An 18,602-nucleotide genomic window follows, 5' to 3' on the forward strand; every position below is an offset into this window, starting at 1 on the left:
GCATTTGATGCGCGATGATATCGGCCGGAATCAAACGACAGGAACTTGAATGACGAACACAAGTGCCATTGGAAACGCTCCCTTGACCGGTAGTGAGCTTCGAGGCTTCTTCGAGCGCGATGCGATCGCCGTCGCGCGCGATCTCATCGGCTGCCACCTGCTCGTCAACGGTGCGGGCGGGCGCATCACCGAGACGGAGGCCTATTTCCCGCACGACGAGGCCTCGCACAGTTTCCGCGGACCGACCAGGCGCAACGGCGCGATGTTCGGCCCGCCGGGCAACGTCTATATCTACCGCATCTACGGCATGTACTGGTGCCTGAACTTCGTCTGCACGCCGGGCTCGGCCGTCCTCATCCGCGCGCTGGAGCCGCAAAGCGGTACCGCTGGAATGATCGAGCGTCGCGGCACCGATGTGGTCACCCGGCTCTGCAGCGGTCCCGGCAAGCTCTGCCAGGCGCTCGATATCGATATCGCGATCAACGACCGCCTGCTCGACCGCCCGCCATTTGCGATCTTTCCCTCGGCGCCGGTTCCGATCGCCTCGGGCACGCGGATCGGCATAACGAAGAATGCCGAAGTTCCATGGCGCTTCGGCATTCAGGGCTCGCGATATCTGAGCAAGCCGTTCCGCTGATCACTCCATGACGGCGCTGTGATCCGTTGATGCCGGCGCCGCCTTGGGTTTGCGCAAGATGAGCGCCAGCGGCATCACCGCAAGCGACATCAGCATCAGGAGCTTGAAGTCGTCCATGTAAGCGATGATCGTCGATTGCAGCGTGATGAGCTCGTTGAGCGAAGCCCGGCCTGCCGCGGTGAGCGGACTGAGCGACTGCGCGGCGGCGGCATCAAAGGCCCGGTTGAACGGCGTGACATAGGCCGCGATCGAAGCGTGATTGCTCTGCGTATTCTCGACGATCAGTGCCGAGACGATCGAAATGCCGACGCTCGAGCCGATGTTGCGGGAAAGATTGTAGAGGCCCGTGCCGTCGGCGCGCATATGCGCCGGTAGCGTCGAGAAGGCGATCGTCGTCAGCGGCACGAACAGGAAGCCGAGACCGGCACCCTGGATGAAACCGACCGAGACGATCGTCCACTGCGAGACGTCCGGCGTCCAACCCGTCATGTCGTACATTGCCCAGGCCGTAAGGCCGAGGCCGAACACGAGGAGCCAGCGGGTATCGACCTTGCCGATCAATCGCCCGACGATGAACATGCAAAGCATGGTGCCGATGCCACGTGGCCCCATGACGATGCCGGCCGTGATGACCGGATAGCCCATCAGCGTCTGCAGATAAGGCGTCATCAGCGCCAGCGAGGCGAGATAGGTGACGCCGACCACGAAGATGAACACCATGCTGATCGCGAAATTCTGGTCGAGAAACAATCGTGGATTAACGAAGGACTTTTCGGCTGTCAGCGTATGAACCAGCAGCAGATAGAAGGCTGCCGCGCAGACGATCGCTTCGACCATGATCTCGCCGGACGAGAACCAGTCGAGCTGCTCACCGCGGTCTAAAAACAGCTGCAGCGCGGCGATGAAGAGGCTCATCATGCCGAACCCGAACCAGTCGAGCTTTGCGAGCGCATCGCGCTTCGTTTCGCTGACGAAGATGACGATGCCCGCAAAGGCGAGCGCACCGATCGGCACGTTGATATAGAACACCCAGCGCCAGCTGATGTTGTCGGTCAGCCAACCGCCGATGACCGGCCCCAGGACCGGCCCGACCATGACCGAGACGCCGAATAAGGCCATGGCCGAGCCGCGCTCCTCGACCGTATAGATGTCGAGGAGGATGCCCTGGGAGAGCGGTACGAGAGCAGCCCCGAAGAGGCCCTGGAGAAGGCGGAAGGCGACGATCTGCGGCAATGATTGCGCTACGCCGCAAAGCACCGATGCCACGACGAAGCCGGCAATTGCCGTCAGGAGCACGTTCTTGCGGCCGAACTTGGCGGCGAGGAAGCCCGACGGCGGCGTCATGATGGCGGCCGCGACGATATAGGACGTCAGGACCCAGTTGATCTGGTCGGCGGAGGCCGAAACGCTGCCCTGGATATAGGGCAGCGCGACGTTGGCGATGGTGGTGTCGAGCGCCTGCATGATGACGGCGAGAATGACGCAGGCCGTGATCGCACCGCGATTGGCAACCGGGCCGGCGGGAGATGCTGCAGCGTTACTCATGGCCCTTGCCGGCTTCGCGGCCCAACAGCCTGTTGACGAAATCCGGCAAACCGCGGGCATGGCCGGTATCGACATCGACGATCGTGCTCATGCCGACGCGAAGCGGCGGCTTGCCGTCGGCATCGTCGATGCTGACATGGATCGGAATACGCTGCACGACCTTCACCCAGTTGCCAGTGGTGTTTTGCGCCGGAAGCAGCGAGAAGCTGGAGCCGGATGCCGGACTGATGCTTTCGACCTTGCCCTTCCATTCGACGCCCGGATAGGTGTCGACAAAGATGCTCACCTCTTGGCCCGGCTTCACGTAGGTAAGCTCGGTTTCCTTCGGGCTTGCAGCGATCCAAAGCCGATTGGTCGCAACCAGCGAGAAGGCCTGTTGCGAGGCCTGCAGGTAGGAGCCGACCTGCAGCGCGTTGACATTGGTTACGACGCCGTCGAACGGCGCCTTGACGACGCTATGGTCGAGCTCGCGCTGGGCATTGTCGACATTTGATTTTGCCTGCAGGTAGAGCGGGTTCTGCTCGACCGGCTGGCTGGCATCGTCGCCGAGCTCTGCAAGCGTGGTCGCAGCCTGCGCCCTGGCGACGGCAACCTTCTGAAGCGCAGCATCGAGATCGTGCTTGGCTTCATCATAGGCGGCACGTGTTACGGCCGAACTGTTGACGAGGCTCTGCTGACGATCGAACTGCGCCTGGAAATACGGGATGTCGGCCTGCGCCTGCGTGATTTCCGCAAGCGACTGCCGGTAGCTGGCCTTCAGGTTTTCGATCTGGTTGCGCTGGACGCCAAGCTGGGCCTTTGCGCCGTCGAGCGCGATCCTGAAGCTGTCGGATTTCAGGCTAAAGAGCACCTGCCCGGCCTTGACCGTTTCGTTCTCGTGAACGTTGATCTGGTCGACGATGCCGGAAACATCCGTCGTCAGGCCGACCATATCCGCCTGGATATAGGCATTGTCGGTTGACATGACCTGCCCGCCATTCACGTAGAAATAGCCGCCGGCAACAAGGGCAATAGGCAGCAGCGCAAACAGCACGGGGCGGGTGAGGCTGCGCCGACGGCGGACGCTGATGCCGTCGGACGCAGCCACTGCGGCGGCCGGCGCTGAATTGGATGAAGGCGCTTCGGCTACCGTTTCCTGGGTTTCGGAGACTTCCTTGTCTTCGATCGGATTCTTGTCTTCGGTCGGATTCTTGGCGTTGGCGTCGTCAACGACGCGGAGGGAAGATTTTTCAACCATGGTTCTGCTCATTCCCGGCGGCCGGTGTGCGGCACGCCTGCACTAGATTTGTTTTCATCAGCGATAGGATTTGAAAGAGCTGTTCGCGCTGCTCGGCGCAGACGCCGTCGAGGGCTTCGACGCGCGTGGCTTCTCCGATCACCCGCATTTGTGCAAGCAGCGGCAATGCCTCGTCACGCATGTAAAGAAGCCAGACGCGCCGGTCCGCCGGATGCTGCCGCCGTTCGACAAGTCCGCGTTCGGCAAGCTTGTCGAGAATCCGCACCAGCGTGATCGGCTCGACTTCGAGGATCTCGGCGAGCCCACCCTGGTGAATACCCTCGTTGTTCGCGAGATAGGCAAGCGTTTGCCATTGCGAGCGGGTCAGCCCGAGGCATTTAGCGCGCTGCTCGAACCGCTTGCGAAGCAGACGGGCGACGTCGTGTAGGACAAAACCGAGGGTCGGATAGGCGCTCATGAAAGCTATGCTAGCTATTTATAAGTGTGCTTATAATGTTGATAGATATAGTGAGCATGTGCAACGCACAAGATCATCGGCCGCAGATTCCGCGTTGCGGCCAAAATGCCGCAGGGCACGTGTGGCAAGAGCTGATCGTCGACCCCCTGATCCCGGTCAGATTCTCAAACTACCGGCGATTGGCGTTTGCAATTTCTGCCTACTGACGTTTATAGTCCGATTTCATAGAGTTACCGGAGCAGACCTTCGGCCTTTTTTTGCAAGCTGGCACCCCTGCCGATCGGCCGGTGCGTGACAAGAGCAACAAGACGAAGGCCGGAAAGCCGGGTTCGACACAGCAGAAATGAATCGCATCGTTACCGCATAAGTTTGGCGGCATACCGGCCGCCCAGAATGGGGGATCGCTATGCCTTACTCTCTTCGTGAAGCCCTTGCTCTCACTTACCTTATCCTTTTTCCCGCGACCGTCATTGCCCAGGACGCTCCGCCTGCTCCGCCCGTCACGGTTGCAAAACCCGTCGTTCGCGATGTCGTGGACAGCGACGAGTTCATCGGCCGCTTCGCGGCGGTCGACGAGGTCTCCGTGCGATCGCGCGTCGGCGGCTACCTGCAGGAAGTACATTTCACCGATGGCGCGATGGTCAAGAAAGGTGACTTGCTCTTCGTCATCGATCAGCGCCCCTTTGTCACTGCGTTCAATGAAGCAACCGCTGCGCTTGAAGTCGCAAAATCGACACTGATCTACGCTGAAGCGCAGTTCAAACGCGCAGAATCACTCGCCACCAGCGGCAGCCAGTCGGTTTCGACGCTCGATGACCGGCGCCGCGAATGGGTTTCCGCTCAGGCCAATGTCCGCGGCGCCCAGGCCACGGCAGATCGGGCCACGCTCGATCTCGAATATACGAAGATTACCGCCCCGATCAGCGGCCGCATCGACCGGCGGCTGATCTCCGCCGGCAACCTCGTCCAGGCCGACCAGTCGGTGCTGACGACGATCGTTTCGCTCGATCCGATCGACTTGTATTTCGACGTCGACGAGCGCCGGCTGCTGAACTTCGCGCAGACGGCGCGTGCGCGCGGCAGCGACCTTCAGCAGGGCGGCGGCGGTCTTGAGGTGCAGGTCCGCATCACGGATGCCAACGAGAAGCCGTTCACAGGCAAGCTCGATTTCGCCGAGAACCGGGTCGACAGCCAGACCGGCACGATGCGGGTCCGCGCTCGCTTCGACAATCCGAACTTCGTGCTTCAGCCTGGTCTTTTCGGCCGCGTGCAGGTGGAGGCGTCCAACGTTTATAGGGCCATTCTCGTGCCGGACGAGGCAATCGGCTCCGACCAGAACCAGCGGGTCGTCTATGTCGTCGGCAACGATGGCACGGTTTCGACCAAGCCCGTGCGGCCCGGCCCGCGGCTTTACGGCTACCGCGTCATCCGCGAAGGCATGGAAGGCAATGAGACGATCGTCGTCAACGGCCTGATGCGCGCTCGCCCGGGAGCCAAGATCACGCCGCAGATGACTGAACTGCCGCAGAGCCGCGAGGATATCCCGCCGGAAGCTGCAAGCATGGAGCTTGCCCAATGAGGTTTGCGCACTTCTTCGTGGACCGACCGATATTCGCGTCCGTCCTCTCCATAGTTCTGCTCATTCTCGGCGGCCTCGCCTATTTCCAGTTGCCGGTGGCGCAGTTTCCCGAAATAGCACCGCCCACCATCGTCGTGCGCACCAACTATCCCGGCGCCGACGCCCAGACCGTCGCCGACACGGTCGCAACGCCGCTCGAACAGGAAATCAACGGCGTCGAGAACATGCTCTACATGTCCTCCTATTCGACTGACGACGGGTCGATGTCGCTGACAATCACCTTCAAGCTCGGTACCGATCTGGATACGGCGCAGGTTCTCGTCCAAAACCGGGTAGCGATCGCCGAACCGCGCCTGCCCGATGAGGTTCGCCGCAACGGGGTCACCACCGCGAAGAGTTCACCCGACCTGATGATGGTCGTGCATATCCTGTCTCCGAACAGCCGCTACGATCAGCTTTACGTTTCAAACTACGCCCGCAGCCGCATCCGCGATGTGCTGGTGCGTCTCGACGGCGTCGGAGACCTCACCATCTTCGGCGAGCGCGAATATGCCCTTCGCATCTGGCTCGATCCGCAAAGGCTGGCCTCTTATAGCATGACCCCGAACGATGTGGTGGCTGCCTTGCGCGAACAGAACGTGCAGGTTTCGGGTGGCTCGATCGGCGGGCCGCCGGCGGCGGGCATAAACGCATTCCAATACACCGTGACGACGCAGGGCAGGTTCTCCGATGCGCGGCAGTTCCGCTACGTCATTGTGAAAGCGACAGAGGACGGCCGCCTCGTACAGTTGCAGGACATCGCCCGCATCGAGCTCGGCGCCAAGCAATACGCCACCAACAGCTACCTCGACGGCAAGCCGGCGGTGGCGCTCGGCATCTTCTCGCGTCCGGGCACAAACGCGCTCGCTACCGCCGCCGAAATCAAGGCGAACATGGAACAGCTCGCCAAGGACTTTCCCCCAGGGCTGGCTTACGACATCGTCTACAATCCGACCGAGTTCATTTCCGAGTCGATAACAGAGGTCTACAAGACCATTTTCGAAGCGGCCGTGCTGGTCGCAATTGTGGTGTTGGTCTTTCTGCAATCGTGGCGCACGGCCATCATCCCCATCGTCGCGATCCCGGTGTCGCTGATCGGCACTTTCGCTTTCCTGCTCGCCTTCGGCTTCTCGCTCAACATGCTGACGCTCTTCGGGCTCGTGCTCGCTATCGGCATCGTGGTAGACGATGCGATCGTCGTCGTCGAGAACGTCGAGCGAAATCTGGCCAAGGGCATGACGCCGAGGGAAGCGGCGCATGTTACCATGGACGAGGTCGGAACGGCGGTCATCGCGATCTCCCTGGTACTCATCGCCGTGTTCGTCCCAACAACCTTCATCCCAGGCATTACCGGCCAGTTCTACCGGCAGTTTGCGGTGACGATCTCGGTCGCAACGGCAATCTCGGCGGTCAACTCGCTGACATTGTCGCCAGCCATCGCTGCGCTCGTGCTGCGGCCGCACGAAGAACATGCGAAGGAGACGCGAAATCCGTTCACGCGACTGGGCCGCGGCCTCGCCAACGGCTTCAATCGCGGCTTCGACCGAATGAGCCACGGCTACTCATGGATTGTTCGCCGCACCGTTGCGACAAGGACGGCCCTGTTCTGTGCGCTGCTGGTATTTGCGGGACTGCTGGCATCGACCTACTACATGGGCCGAATCGTCCCGAGTGGCTTCATCCCCAATATGGACCAGGGCTATGCAATCGTCGTCCTCCAATTGCCCGAGGGCGCCTCGCTCAACCGAACCGATGCCGTCGTGCAGCAGGCGGCGGAAGTCATCCGCAACACGCCTGGCGTCTCTCACGCGGTGGCCTTTGCAGGCTTCAGCGGCGCCACCTTCACCAACGCGTCCAATCAAGGCGTTGTCTTCGCACCCTTCGACACCTTCGAACACAGGCTTGAGCAGGGTCTGAGCGCCGGCCGGATCATCGGTCAGCTCTACCAAAACCTGCAGAGCATCCAGGAAGCCTTCATCATTGCCATCCCGCCGCCGTCGGTCAGGGGTATCGGCAATTCCGGCGGCTTCAAGATGCAGCTGATGGACCTCGAAAGCGGCGACATGCGGCGGGTTCTGGCCCTTGCCAACCAGATGATGGGTACCGCCAATCAGACGCCCGGGCTGACCGGCGTCTTCACGACCTTCTCCGTATCGAGCCCGCAATTCTTCCTCAATATCGATCGCGACAAGGCACGCATGCTGAACGTCCCGATCTCGAACATATTCGATACGCTCTCGATCAATCTGGGCACATCCTATGTCAACGACTTCAATGCTTTCGGCAGGGTCTATCAGGTGCGGGCGCAGGCCGACCAGGAATTCCGCCTCGAGCGGGACGACATCCTTGCCCTGAAGGTCCGGTCGGCGACGGGCGCGCTCGTGCCGTTGGGAACCCTCATCGAAGTCCAGGACAGGAGCGGTCCGGCGCTCGTCCAGCATTACAATATGTATGTCTCGGTACCGCTACAGGGCAATCCGGCGCCGGGTGTGTCGACCGGCACCGCCCTCGACAGCATGGAGAAGATCGCGGGTTCGCTACTGCCCTCGGGAACGACCTTCAACTGGACCGAACTCGCCTTTCAGGAGCGCGGCACCGGCAACACAGCGATCTTTATCTTCGCGCTTTCGGTGATTTTCGTCTTTCTGGCCCTGTCGGCGCAATATGAAAGCTGGGTGCTGCCGCTCGCGATCATCCTGATCGTGCCGTTGGCCATCCTTGCGGCCCTGCTTGGCGTCCATCTTCGCGGCATGGACAACAACATCCTGACGCAGATCGGCCTCATCGTGCTAATCGGCCTTGCGGCAAAGAACGCGATCCTGATCGTTGAATTCGCGAGGCAAGCGGAAGAGGACGGTAAGACGCCGGTGGAGGCGGCGATTGAAGCCAGCCATCTGCGCCTGCGCCCAATCCTGATGACGGCATTCGCCTTCATCTTCGGCGTCGTGCCGCTGATGATCGCGACGGGGCCAGGCGCGGAAATGCGCCAATCGCTCGGTACTGCCGTCTTCTCGGGAATGCTCGGCGTCACGATCTTCGGCTTGTTCCTGACGCCAGCCTTCTACGTCGTGCTGCGCGCGCGCCGCCGCAAAGTCGCGCCGAAAGGGCAACCGGTCGAAGAAACAGGTTGATCGTTACGAAGGGCGCTGCTCAAGCGGGCGGCGCTTGGGTGCTTCGTTGGACAGGAGCTTGCGCAGCGGCTTCTCGACCATCTCATAGGCCGCAATCCCGAGCAACGTTCCACCGCAAATGGCCGCAACGACGGCAAGGCCGCCCGGAATTCCGAGAATTCCTGCAGCCTTGATGGCGACCGATACCGCAAACGTATGCCACAGGTAGATGGAAAAGGACGCATCGCCGAGATAGGTGAGCAGCGGCACGCGGCCGATGCTGCCGTCGGCCTCCAGCGAGACCATGCCGAACACCAGCGCCATCGCCAGCGGTCCGCATATGAATTCGTCGAACCCGGCACCCATCAGGTGAATCGCCGCAAAACCGCAGAGTGCGGCGCCGACGCAGCCAAGCCCGAGACTATTTCCGGCGGTCCAGCGCCGCAACCACAGCTCGGCAATGAAGACGCCGCCGAGGAACTCCAGGATGATCGGCCGCGTATAGGTGGCGAGCATCGGCGAAGACGGCTTCCACATCACGCCGACCACGACGAAGAAGCCGAACGCAACGGAGAGGAAAGGCAGCCGCCACTGGCGCGGCAAGAACAAGGCGCCGGCAAAAAGGACATAGAAGAACATCTCGAAATTGAGCGTCCAGCCCTGAACGAGGATCGGCCAAATCTCGCCGGTGCTCGGCGAGTGCACAGGAACAAAGACGAACGAACCCAGGACGTGGCCTGCATCGAGCTGTAGGTTCGGAAACAATCCTGCCATCGCTCCGCCGATCATGATGACCGTCACCAGCCAGTATGAGGGTGCGATGCGGCGGATGCGGTCAACAAGGAAGCGATGCGGCGTCAGCGGCTTGCGGTCGCTAATCACCCACATGATGAAGCCGCTGATGACGAAGAAGACGTCGACGCCGGCAGCACCGATCGTGAAGTGCCCGCCACTTCTTTCAGCCGCATGGAAAACGACGACGGCCAGTGCCGCAAAGGCACGCAAATATTGGATCCCGTAAAGGGTCTTCATGCATATCCCTCGTTGCGCCGCTTTTTGCGGCGTACGTGCAAAAATCAGGAACGAACAGGCTTAGCAGATTGGTAATGGTGCAGGCCGGCCATCGCCGAGCGCTGGCGCGCGCCGACAAGCTTGCCTGCGGAAAAATAAAGAAGAAAGGTACCGACGTTATAGGGCGTCAAAACGTCGATCTCAACGAACGAACGGATCAGAAGCAGCACGGTGATGCCGAAAAGGAAATAGGATTCATCATTGCGCACGTCCTCGATCAGCCGGCGCAGATGCCCCCAGAGGGTCGCGATGATCGTAACAGCAAGGATGAGCACGCCGATCAGACCGAGTTCCACGGCCGTCTCGATGTAGGTATTATGAAAATGGAAACCGGCTCGCGAGGCGATGAAGAATTCCTTCCATAGCCGCTCAGGCTCTGCGAAGCCCTGAACCCAATAAGCCTGATAGCCGATGCCGATGGCCGGGTTCTGCGCCGCAGCCGCAATACCCTGTTGCCAGAGATAGGTGCGACCCGTCAGGGTCGAATCCTTGCCGAAGATGCCCAAGACCGCGTCGACAGCGCCTAGATAGACGCCCGCCACCACCAGGATGACAGCCGCGACGCCGCCGCCGACCACCAGCAGCTTGCGTTGTTGCGGCGACAGCATGAGCACGACGCGAAACCCTATCAGCAGGGCAACGACCGCCGCCGTCGTGATGACCGAGGTGGCCGATTGCGAGGTAAGCAGGCAATAGGCCGCCATAAGGCCGACTATGCCCGACGCCATCATCCAGAAACGGCGCTCGCCGTAAATGAAGACGGCGGCAAAGGCGAAGATGATGCCCAGCGACGCATAAAAGCCGAGCTGGTTCTTCGATGCGAAGGCGCCAACGAAACTGTAAGTCCCGTCCAGCGCGTCATATTCGTAGTAGCCGAAGAGGATCGAGTAAAGCAGCACGACCGCCGCGCCTGCCACGACCCCGAGCGTCAGCGTCCGGACATCAAGCACGCGCACGGCAATCAGCGCACAGACCACCTGCGTCAGATACTGGATGCTCGCCCTCAGCGACACGCTCGGCACGGCGGACCAGAAGACAGAGAGGAAGGCGAAACCGGCGAAGGCGAACAGCCAGATGAAGCGGCTGTAGCTGCCGAGCACCTTGCGATAATTGACGGCGACGAGCGGCAGCCACAAGGCATAATAAAACAGGATCGCCACCTGCCCGAAGCGGATCGAGTAAGCAAAGCAGAAGAGAGAAAGCGCAACCGCCGGAATGGCGTAAAGCTCGTTCTCACCTGGCTTTATCAGCACCGATTTGGCGATCCGCATGCGGGTCTCCGCTATCTCATCGCAACCCCGGCCGTGACCCTGATCAGGTCGCCCGGTTGCAATGTGCTATTTTCCGTGACCGGAACTTCCTTCGACTGGCCGTCAACCTCCCGCACGATGGAATAGCTGATGCTGGCGGCATTCTGAGGGTCGAAACGAGCGGCGTCGTTCGATTGCGCCAATGCTTCCGACATCAGCGCATCGCTGGTGGCAATCTTCAGGTTGAGCGTGTCGAGTTCGGATTCGGTGTCCTGCAGTTCCTGCGACAGCTTGGCGTCCCAGTCGTTGCGCAGGGTGATCTCGTCCTGATTGGCCTGGCTGATGTCCTGCTTGGCCTTCAAGATGTTGGTATCAATATCGAGAAGGGTCGCCTCGGTATCGGCGGCGCGCTGTTCGGCGGCCATTTTTCGGGCGCTGAGCGCAAGGCCCTTCTCGGCCAGGTTTTCGACCTTGTCGCGGTCCTCCTTGGCAAGCTCGAGCTGGCGCGTCTGTGTCTCGGTCTTTTTGCCGAGAGATTCGATTTCGGCCTGCAACAGCGATTTCAGGTCGTCCAGCGCCTGAAGCTGCAGCGTGAGCCGCTTCTTGCGCGTGTTCATCAACGCCATTTCGCTGGCGAGCAGGGCTTTTGCCTCGGGCAGATCCTTGAGCTCCTGCGGCATTTCGATCGTGTCGCTCTTGGAGGTTTCCGCCTGCAGCCGCGCCTTGCGGGCAATGAGCCGGTTGCGCTCCGTCGTATAGACGACGGCGTCGCCCTTGGCGTTTATGAAATCGCGGGCAAAGCGCTGGCCGGCATCAGCCCGCCGCAGGCCGCCAGCGATGCTGACGGCCTTCACGACTGTCAGATTGGGTGCGAAGGGATACTCGCCGGGGTTTTCCACATCGCCGGTCAGAAAGACCGGCCGGAACTGGGCAAGTTCGACGGACGCCGACGGCCGGTCCTTGAGGCCGAACTGCTTCTGAAGCGCGACGCCGATTTCCTGCGCGATTGCATCCGTCGTCTTTCCGGAGGCCGGGAGGTCGCCGACGAACGGCAGTGAAAGACTGCCTGAGGGGCCGATCGTGTAATCGCCGCTCACCACTGACCAGTCGCGGATCGCGCCTTCCGCCGTTTGCCATTCGGCAACGCGGATGCGCAGCTTGTCCATGGTGCCGAGCTGGTAGTCGGCAGCCCGGGCAAAGCCGGAGGACCCGATCAATATGCTAAGCCCCGCAACAAAAGCGAGGCCGTGCATAAAGGAATTTCCAAGCAGGTTGCGGCGCAACAGGATTTCTCTCATTCAGTCTTCCTCGTAAATCGGCACGGCAAGCCAAAAGCAGTACCGTACGTTACTTGGCGTATATGGAAGCGGTTTGTCAGTAGCTGCCACGCTGCATGCAGACGGCGGGGATCGTCTGTGCAATGATCTTCACATCGCGGATGAGCGACCAGTTTTCGACGTAGTGGGTGTCGAAAGCCACGCGGGCAGCATAGGACACGTCGTTGCGCCCGCTGATCTGCCAAAGTCCGGTAAGACCCGGACGCGCCTGTAGATAGTAGACGGCCGAAGACTCGTAGAGTTCCAGTTCATCAAGAACCACGGGCCGCGGCCCGACAACGCTCATTTCGCCGCGAAGGATGTTGATGAGCTGTGGCAGTTCATCAAGGCTGAGCTTGCGAAGCACGCTTCCGACCGTGGTGACCCGCGGATCGTCCTGCAGTTTTCGCGTTTCACGCCATTCTTCCATCGCCTTCGGATTGTTGCGCAGATGCTCCTGCAGGACCTTGTCGCCGTTGACGACCATGGTCCGGAACTTCAGGCAACGGAACTCCTGGCCGTTGTGGCCGATACGGCGATGCCCATAGAAAGCCGGCCCCTTGTCGGAGAGCTTTACGAGCAGCATCACCATCAGAAAAATCGGGCTCAGGAAAAGGAGCCCGAGCGAGGCAGCCGTGATATCGAATGCCCGCTTCATGATCCCGCCAGTCGGCGGAAACACATTCGCATGAACCACGCCAAAAAATGGCGTACTGTCCGATCTCGTCGCAGACTTCATAGAGTTAACTCCACTTATGTTTGCCGTTTGGTCGGTAAGCCCAGGCCGCTAAGCTAGCGCTGACGAGTGAGGAGTGTATGGGTGGAATTTGTTTTTTTAAGCCACAATTTCATGGCGATTGTGTAACGGCCCGTTTCCGGCGTGTCTTTATCACATTTCTTTTTTTAAGGGTTCTCTAAATTTCATATGCAAAGCATGCAATGTTTTTGAATAGACTCTGTGCGGCGCACTAAAGGTCTTCGTGTTTGCTTCGCGTCGCAAAAAGATTGAAGAATAGATCTTTCTACGCCTTTCGGGTGACATTTGACTAAGCACTACGGGCACTGCCGAGAGTAGGTCAACTATATTGTCTTATCGCGGAATTTATTGCATCGCACCATCGATTTTGCGCCGCACACTCAAATCGGTTTAGATGAAAACTTTGTAATAAAAGTTGAACGCATTTGGCTTTCATGCGTTGGTTCGGTAGGCAAATGTGACGCAAAGTACCGCGTGCAATGACATAATTCGAACAACCTGAAGTAAATTCGACACATTTGCACCCCGAATCCTCGTCACGGCACTCCTTAACGAGGCTTGGTCGATTTTACCCAAAGCCGGAAGGAAACCTTAAACCGAATACTGTAGATAACGAGACGACGGATGAAAAAGAATGCTCTCGTTCGGTTGAAACAAGGGGCCTTCTAAAATATACAAAGTAAAGGGTCCTTAGGGAGGAAGCCCGAATTCAATGACTGTTCATTGAACGAACCTCCCCAAGGGAGGCACGGTTATGTATGCACCTCGCGTTTTCGTTAGCATGATCGGCGCTTTGGCCGTTTTTGCGGTTGCGACTTATTGGCTGAACGGCTCACTGGCAACGACACTGATAGACACGGTGATCTGTGCCGTTCTCCTGCAATTGGGCTATTTCGGCGGCGTCCTGTTCCTCGTGTGGAAGGAAGCAAAGGCGCGCAACACCCAGGGCACCACGGCGGTATCCCATACACCGGCCCGAAGCGACGACAAGGAGAAGATTCCGGTCTCGCCCTTCAATGGTTCCGAGCCTTTCAACCGTTGAAAGCAACGCTTGTTTGGCGACACGGATAGCGGCCAGCTGATCCCGTAATATCTTTTGAAGGCCTTTTGCATTGCCGCAGACGCGGCGACGTCCTAACTCTTGCGCGAGACAACGGAGGGTACGACGTGGTTGAAATGGCTAAGGCAAGCGTTTGCGTGATCATCGCCGCCAAGAACGCGGCCGATACGATCGGAATGGCTGTCGCTTCGGCTTTGCGGGAAAAACAGGTGGCTGAAGTCGTCGTCATCGACGACGGATCCGGCGATGGAACCGCCGGCGCTGCCAGAGCTGCCGATGACGGCAGCAATCGCCTGAATGTCGTTTCCTTCGAAAAGAACAGGGGCCCATCGGCCGCCCGCAATCACGCGATCGAAATCTCCACCGCCCCACTGATCAGCATACTCGATGCCGACGACTTCTTCTTTGAAGGCCGGTTCAGCCGGATGCTTGCGGACGACGACTGGGATTTCGTCGCCGACAATATCGCTTTCGTCGAGGCGGAGACCGTGACGCGTGCGCCCCAGCAACTCGATCATTTCCTGGACCGTCCGCTGTTTCTCGACCTGGTGGCCTTCGTCGACGGCAATATTTCGAAGCGCGGCGTCCGGCGCGGCGAAATCGGCTTCCTGAAGCCGGTGATGCGGCGCGCGTTTCTTAACGCTCACAGACTGCGCTATCGCGAGGAGATGCGTCTTGGGGAGGACTATGACCTCTATGTCCGGGCCCTGGCCAACGGCGCGCGCTACAAAGTGATCCACAGCTGCGGCTACGGTGCTGTCGTGCGTGGCAACTCGTTGAGCGGCAGCCACCGGACGGAGGATCTCCGCAAGCTCTACGAAGCCGACCAGGCGATCCTGGCGAACTGCAGCCTGACGCCGGAAGCCGCCGCCGCCGTGCGCCGCCACGAGAGCCATGCTCGCGGCAAATACGAACTTCGCCATTTCCTCGATATCAAGAAGCAGTCGGGCGCTGGTGCAGCCTTGCGCTACGCCCTCACCCATCCTTTCGCCGTTCCGGCGATTGCCGGCGGCATCTTCATGGACAAGACGGAACGTTTCCGCAGCCCCGGCGGCGTCGAGATCGCCACCAGAGGTGCTGGCGGCCTCAGATATCTGCTGCCGTCGTCAGCCGAATAGGAAGCGCTACTTCGAAAGCTTGCCGCCGGCGATCTGAAGAGCACTCGCAAACAAGGCCGGATCACGCCACGCCCAGCGGGCCAGCATTTGGAAGTCCGGCAGGCGCCGCCGGCGCACCAGCCGCACCTGGCTCCAAAGCGCCTGCTTCCGCGCCCGGTTCTTGTAGGCCTTGATGGTCTCGATCTCCTGCGGACGCTTCGAAAAACGGCTTTCAAGCCGGTCGAGCGCCATCCAGGTGATGAACTGCTGCTTGAGAAACTGCGGTGAATCGTTGTCTACGCCGTGGAAGATGTTGATGCCCTCTCCGCGCAAGGCGCCCGCCTCCACGCAAAGGAGCACGCGCCGCGCCGCAAGCATGCAATCGCAAAAGAACAGCACGTCCTCCGCCGCCAGCCGCAGCGCAGCGTCGAAGCGGACCTTGTCGATCAGCGGCCGGCCGATGACCATGCACGACATGTGGAGAAAGGCCCAGTTCTTGAGCATCACGCCGGCAATGTCGGGAATCTCGAGCAACAGCGGGTGCTCGGAAAGGCGCACCGCCTTTTCACTGGCCTCTAGGTCGGCGATGCTGAAATGATAGTCGAATTCCTCACCTCCGTGGATCGACGCCCAATAGCAGTCGGCATCGAACGTCTGCAGCGCATCATGGGCATTCTGCAGATGTTTTGGCGTCCACAGGTCGTCTGAATCGAGGAAGGCTGCAAAGCGCGTTGCCGCCGGAACATTGTCGAGGCCTGTATTACGCGCCCCGCCCGGTCCCGCATTCGCCTGCTTCACAACCGCAATCCGCGATCGCTGGCCTTCGGCAAGTGGCTTCAGCTCGTCTTCGGCGGGATAAGGCGACTGGTCATCAACGACGATCACATCGAAGTCCTGAAAACTTTGGGCAAAGACCGAGGCCAGCGCGCGGCGCAGAATGCCGTCCTCGCGCTGATAAAAAGGGATGATGATCGTGAAGGTCGCCATTCTTTCTCCTGAAGAGTCCGGTGATGGGCACATAGGGTCGAGACTGCACCCGAGCAAGTTGCTGCACTGCGAAATGATGTAGGTCATTCCGGCCGAAATTTGTCAAAGCCCACCAGCGCGTTGTCAAATAGCCATGTGCCGAATAAACCCATTTGGGGAGCGACGCCACATTTCAGCCACATTCAGGCACCCGGCATCGCGTGAAAACCGATGGACTTCTTCACCAAACGACAAAACTTTTCCGTCGCGGCGGCTTTCATCGCCCCCCAATTTGAATTTATGATGACTTTCCGATATACATTGCCCCATCGGCGTTTCAGTTCCTTCTCTTAAAGCCAAGCCCGATAAGAGCCGTCGCTGAGCCGTCCGAATCAGCCGTCCCGAAACGGGATCGCCGATCATTTTTGCTGCAGTGCCATATTTTCTTCCGCAAAAACGCTCTAGCTTTTGGTCTGCGGGCTCGAGTCTGCTCTCGTTGAAACGGTCGCAAGGGGGGTGCGACCCAATAGGGGTGACTGATAACGTGAACGTTGACGCCAACGTATCCTCGCGGATCAACCTGATGCGCATCGTGCTCATTTCGGGCATCGTGTTCGTCCATATACCGTTTGACCCTGCCAATACGCCGTTCAACGGAAACTACGGTTTCTTCGACTGGCTGCGGGTCTTCCTGAGCGAAGCGCTCTTCCGTGTCGGGGTTCCCTGCCTCAGCGCCATTTCCGGCTACCTGCTGTTTCGTGGCGGGACGGAGGGCTTCAACTATGTGAAAACCGTGTGCACGAAAGCGCAGACCGTTTTCCTGCCGTTTCTCATCTGGAACACGGCATTCTTCATCGCCGCGCTTGCGATGCTGAGCGTCGGCATCGGTGACGGCTATGTCGTAAGCCCGTGGACCGCATCGGTGCGTGGCCTTCTCAGTCAGCTCTTTGCGGCCGAGGAATTTCCCACCAACATCCCGCTTTACTTCCTGCGCGACCTCTTCGTCTGCATCCTGCTTTCGCCGCTGCTCGCCTGGCTCATCCGGCGCATCCCCCTGCTGACATTGTCGACATTGTTGCTGCTCGCGCTCATTCCGGAAATGTCGCTCTATATCGTGATCAAGCGCTCGATCCTCTTCAGCTTCGCTTTCGGCATCTATGCGAGCCTCTACAACATCGACATCAAGGCGCTCGACCGCTTTGCACCACTTGGCGTGGCGCTGCTGCTTGCCGCTTCGGCGCTGCTTGCAACCGCGATCTACATGACCGGCCCATCGATGCCGGACTGGGTGGAACTATGCCGAAATGCACTGGCAATCGGCGGGGCTGCCGGCTTCTGGATGCTCTCGGCACCGCTGATCAAGACCCCTCTCGGCCAGCGTCTTGCAAAGACCGGAAGCTTGAGCTTCTGGATCTTCTGCGCCCATTATCCGCTGCTCGTCCTATTCTTCATGATTTGGGGAAAGACGGGCATCGGCTTCTATCCGCTCTTCTTCTGCGGCTCGCTTCTGGTGCTCTTTCCAGTGCTTGCGCTTTCCAACAGCTTTGTCCGCAGCAACGCACCGCGTCTCTACGCCGTTTTGACCGGCGGCCGGACCAAAAAGAGCTCTCAATCCGCTTCCCGCCGGGATGTCCCGGCAGAATTCGTTCCACAGCAAAGGTGAGACATGACGGCCAAAATCGCGCATGCGCGACTGCTTTGCCAGAGTTTGACGATCGGCGCCCTTATCCTCGGCGCCCTCCCCGCCCATGCCCAGCAGGCAAAGGGCAAATCCTTCGTCGATGATTTCGATAAGATCGACCGCAGCGTCTGGTACGTTTCCGACGGCTGGAACAACGGCGCCCACCAGAACTGCACGTGGTCTAAGAACCAGGTGAAGGCTGAGGGCGGCATGCTGCAGCTGACCTTCGCCGAGGGTAAATCCAAGGACCGCAACTATCTCTGTGGCGAGATCCAGACGAAAAAACGCTTCAGCTACGGCACCTATGAAGCGCGGATCAAGTCTGCAACCGGCAAGGGCCTGAACTCCGCCTTCTTCACCTATATCGGCCCTGCCGATAAGCAGCAGCATGACGAAATCGACTTCGAGGTGCTCGGCAAAGACACGTCGACTGTTCAGGTGAACCAATACATCAAGGCCAAGGGCGGTAACGAAAAGCTCGTGCCCGTCGGCCAAGGCGCCGATCAGGGCTTCAATGACTATGCATTCGTCTGGGAGTCGGGCAGGCTTCGCTATTACCTGAACGGCAAGCTTGTCCAGGACGTCACCGACCCGTCCAAGATTCCCCAGAACCCGCAGAAGATCTTCTTCAGCCTCTGGGGAACGGACAAACTTTCGGACTGGATGGGCAAATTCGCCTACACCCAACCCACGACGATGGAAATCGATCGGGTGGCCTACACGGCGCCGGGTGACAAATGCCAGTTCCAGGGTTCGATCGCCTGCACGCTCAACTAAGCCTTCTGATAACCGCCGAAACA

At 59.6% G+C, this 18,602-nt stretch carries 16 protein-coding genes; 7 read left to right on the forward strand and 9 right to left on the reverse strand.

The genetic code is table 11. From position 1 onward, the window contains the following. Positions 1-49: 49 nt before the first annotated feature. Complete coding sequence (locus ISN39_RS13425; protein ID WP_194727830.1) at positions 50-637, forward strand: DNA-3-methyladenine glycosylase; 588 nt, start codon at positions 50-52, stop codon at positions 635-637. On the opposite strand, the gene ISN39_RS13430 is transcribed toward ISN39_RS13425, so the two are convergent. From ISN39_RS13430 to ISN39_RS13440, 3 genes are read right to left on the reverse strand one after another with little or no spacing between them, the layout of a single operon-like run. Continuing rightward, positions 638-2,182: a DHA2 family efflux MFS transporter permease subunit gene (locus ISN39_RS13430; protein ID WP_194727831.1), complete on the reverse strand. Its 1,545-nt coding sequence runs from the start codon at positions 2,180-2,182 to the stop codon at positions 638-640. Then, entirely contained in the window at positions 2,175-3,419 is a 1,245-nt protein-coding gene (locus ISN39_RS13435) for an HlyD family secretion protein (RefSeq protein WP_194727832.1), read from the reverse strand. Before ISN39_RS13435 ends, ISN39_RS13430 begins: the two co-directional genes overlap by 8 nt. Next, positions 3,412-3,876 (reverse strand): MarR family transcriptional regulator, encoded by a 465-nt coding sequence (locus tag ISN39_RS13440; RefSeq protein WP_194727833.1) that lies wholly within the window; start codon positions 3,874-3,876, stop codon positions 3,412-3,414. Before ISN39_RS13440 ends, ISN39_RS13435 begins: the two co-directional genes overlap by 8 nt. A 406-nt stretch (positions 3,877-4,282) precedes the next feature. Between ISN39_RS13440 and ISN39_RS13445 the strand changes: the two genes are divergently transcribed. After that, complete coding sequence (locus ISN39_RS13445) at positions 4,283-5,455, forward strand: efflux RND transporter periplasmic adaptor subunit (protein ID WP_194727834.1); 1,173 nt, start codon at positions 4,283-4,285, stop codon at positions 5,453-5,455. Continuing rightward, on the forward strand, positions 5,452-8,625 hold the full coding sequence (locus ISN39_RS13450; protein ID WP_194727835.1) for a multidrug efflux RND transporter permease subunit: 3,174 nt from the start codon (positions 5,452-5,454) through the stop codon (positions 8,623-8,625). Before ISN39_RS13445 ends, ISN39_RS13450 begins: the two co-directional genes overlap by 4 nt. Positions 8,626-8,628: 3 nt before the next feature. Here ISN39_RS13450 and ISN39_RS13455 read toward each other — a convergent pair whose 3' ends face one another. The 4 genes from ISN39_RS13455 to ISN39_RS13470 all read right to left on the reverse strand — a co-directional run bounded on the left by ISN39_RS13455 (position 8,629) and on the right by ISN39_RS13470 (position 12,980). Further along, the gene (locus tag ISN39_RS13455; protein ID WP_194727836.1) at positions 8,629-9,636 is read right to left on the reverse strand and encodes an acyltransferase; all 1,008 of its coding nucleotides are present in this window, start codon (positions 9,634-9,636) and stop codon (positions 8,629-8,631) included. Between the two features lie 44 nt (positions 9,637-9,680). Next, positions 9,681-10,946: an O-antigen ligase gene (locus tag ISN39_RS13460; RefSeq protein ID WP_194727837.1), complete on the reverse strand. Its 1,266-nt coding sequence runs from the start codon at positions 10,944-10,946 to the stop codon at positions 9,681-9,683. Between the two features lie 11 nt (positions 10,947-10,957). Next, positions 10,958-12,178, reverse strand: coding sequence for a polysaccharide biosynthesis/export family protein (locus ISN39_RS13465; protein ID WP_239599444.1), 1,221 nt, complete (start codon positions 12,176-12,178; stop codon positions 10,958-10,960). 121 nt (positions 12,179-12,299) lie between these two features. After that, positions 12,300-12,980 carry a sugar transferase gene (locus ISN39_RS13470; RefSeq protein WP_022716912.1) on the reverse strand — a complete coding sequence of 227 codons (681 nt, stop codon included), beginning with the start codon at positions 12,978-12,980 and terminating at the stop codon, positions 12,300-12,302. Positions 12,981-13,752: 772 nt separating this feature from the next. On the opposite strand from ISN39_RS13470, the gene ISN39_RS13475 reads away from it, so the two are divergent. Together ISN39_RS13475 and ISN39_RS13480 are read left to right on the forward strand one after the other, a co-directional pair. After that, positions 13,753-14,040: an exopolysaccharide production repressor protein gene (locus ISN39_RS13475; RefSeq protein WP_194727839.1), complete on the forward strand. Its 288-nt coding sequence runs from the start codon at positions 13,753-13,755 to the stop codon at positions 14,038-14,040. Positions 14,041-14,174: 134 nt separating this feature from the next. Continuing rightward, positions 14,175-15,176, forward strand: coding sequence for a glycosyltransferase family 2 protein (locus ISN39_RS13480; protein ID WP_194730187.1), 1,002 nt, complete (start codon positions 14,175-14,177; stop codon positions 15,174-15,176). A gap of 6 nt (positions 15,177-15,182) precedes the next feature. Here the strand turns inward: ISN39_RS13480 and ISN39_RS13485 are convergent, their stop codons facing one another. Continuing rightward, positions 15,183-16,142, reverse strand: a complete 960-nt coding sequence (locus ISN39_RS13485) for a glycosyltransferase family 2 protein (protein WP_074069345.1) — start codon at positions 16,140-16,142, stop codon at positions 15,183-15,185. Between the two features lie 123 nt (positions 16,143-16,265). Further along, the gene (locus ISN39_RS13490; RefSeq protein WP_194730276.1) at positions 16,266-16,721 is read right to left on the reverse strand and encodes a hypothetical protein; all 456 of its coding nucleotides are present in this window, start codon (positions 16,719-16,721) and stop codon (positions 16,266-16,268) included. Between ISN39_RS13490 and ISN39_RS13495 the strand changes: the two genes are divergently transcribed. Continuing rightward, a complete protein-coding gene (locus tag ISN39_RS13495; protein ID WP_210388697.1) occupies positions 16,705-17,784 on the forward strand; it encodes an acyltransferase in 1,080 nt (359 codons plus the stop codon). The genes ISN39_RS13490 and ISN39_RS13495 overlap by 17 nt on opposite strands. A gap of 3 nt (positions 17,785-17,787) precedes the next feature. Beyond that, the gene (locus tag ISN39_RS13500; protein ID WP_194727841.1) at positions 17,788-18,579 is read left to right on the forward strand and encodes a glycoside hydrolase family 16 protein; all 792 of its coding nucleotides are present in this window, start codon (positions 17,788-17,790) and stop codon (positions 18,577-18,579) included. Positions 18,580-18,602 lie beyond the last annotated feature (23 nt).

Source organism: Rhizobium sp. 007, assembly GCF_015353075.1.
Lineage (GTDB): Bacteria > Pseudomonadota > Alphaproteobacteria > Rhizobiales > Rhizobiaceae > Rhizobium.

Bases quoted from the DNA above. Each gene is read 5' to 3' on its own strand.
- ISN39_RS13425 (WP_194727830.1), top strand. From the start codon at position 50: ATGACGAACACAAGTGCCATTGGAAACGCTCCCTTGACCGGTAGTGAG.
- ISN39_RS13430 (WP_194727831.1), bottom strand. From the start codon at position 2,182: ATGAGTAACGCTGCAGCATCTCCCGCCGGCCCGGTTGCCAATCGCGGT.
- ISN39_RS13435 (WP_194727832.1), bottom strand. From the start codon at position 3,419: ATGGTTGAAAAATCTTCCCTCCGCGTCGTTGACGACGCCAACGCCAAG.
- ISN39_RS13440 (WP_194727833.1), bottom strand. From the start codon at position 3,876: ATGAGCGCCTATCCGACCCTCGGTTTTGTCCTACACGACGTCGCCCGT.
- ISN39_RS13445 (WP_194727834.1), top strand. From the start codon at position 4,283: ATGCCTTACTCTCTTCGTGAAGCCCTTGCTCTCACTTACCTTATCCTT.
- ISN39_RS13450 (WP_194727835.1), top strand. From the start codon at position 5,452: ATGAGGTTTGCGCACTTCTTCGTGGACCGACCGATATTCGCGTCCGTC.
- ISN39_RS13455 (WP_194727836.1), bottom strand. From the start codon at position 9,636: ATGAAGACCCTTTACGGGATCCAATATTTGCGTGCCTTTGCGGCACTG.
- ISN39_RS13460 (WP_194727837.1), bottom strand. From the start codon at position 10,946: ATGCGGATCGCCAAATCGGTGCTGATAAAGCCAGGTGAGAACGAGCTT.
- ISN39_RS13465 (WP_239599444.1), bottom strand. From the start codon at position 12,178: ATGCACGGCCTCGCTTTTGTTGCGGGGCTTAGCATATTGATCGGGTCC.
- ISN39_RS13470 (WP_022716912.1), bottom strand. From the start codon at position 12,980: ATGAAGTCTGCGACGAGATCGGACAGTACGCCATTTTTTGGCGTGGTT.
- ISN39_RS13475 (WP_194727839.1), top strand. From the start codon at position 13,753: ATGTATGCACCTCGCGTTTTCGTTAGCATGATCGGCGCTTTGGCCGTT.
- ISN39_RS13480 (WP_194730187.1), top strand. From the start codon at position 14,175: ATGGCTAAGGCAAGCGTTTGCGTGATCATCGCCGCCAAGAACGCGGCC.
- ISN39_RS13485 (WP_074069345.1), bottom strand. From the start codon at position 16,142: ATGGCGACCTTCACGATCATCATCCCTTTTTATCAGCGCGAGGACGGC.
- ISN39_RS13495 (WP_210388697.1), top strand. From the start codon at position 16,705: ATGCGCATCGTGCTCATTTCGGGCATCGTGTTCGTCCATATACCGTTT.
- ISN39_RS13490 (WP_194730276.1), bottom strand. From the start codon at position 16,721: ATGAGCACGATGCGCATCAGGTTGATCCGCGAGGATACGTTGGCGTCA.
- ISN39_RS13500 (WP_194727841.1), top strand. From the start codon at position 17,788: ATGACGGCCAAAATCGCGCATGCGCGACTGCTTTGCCAGAGTTTGACG.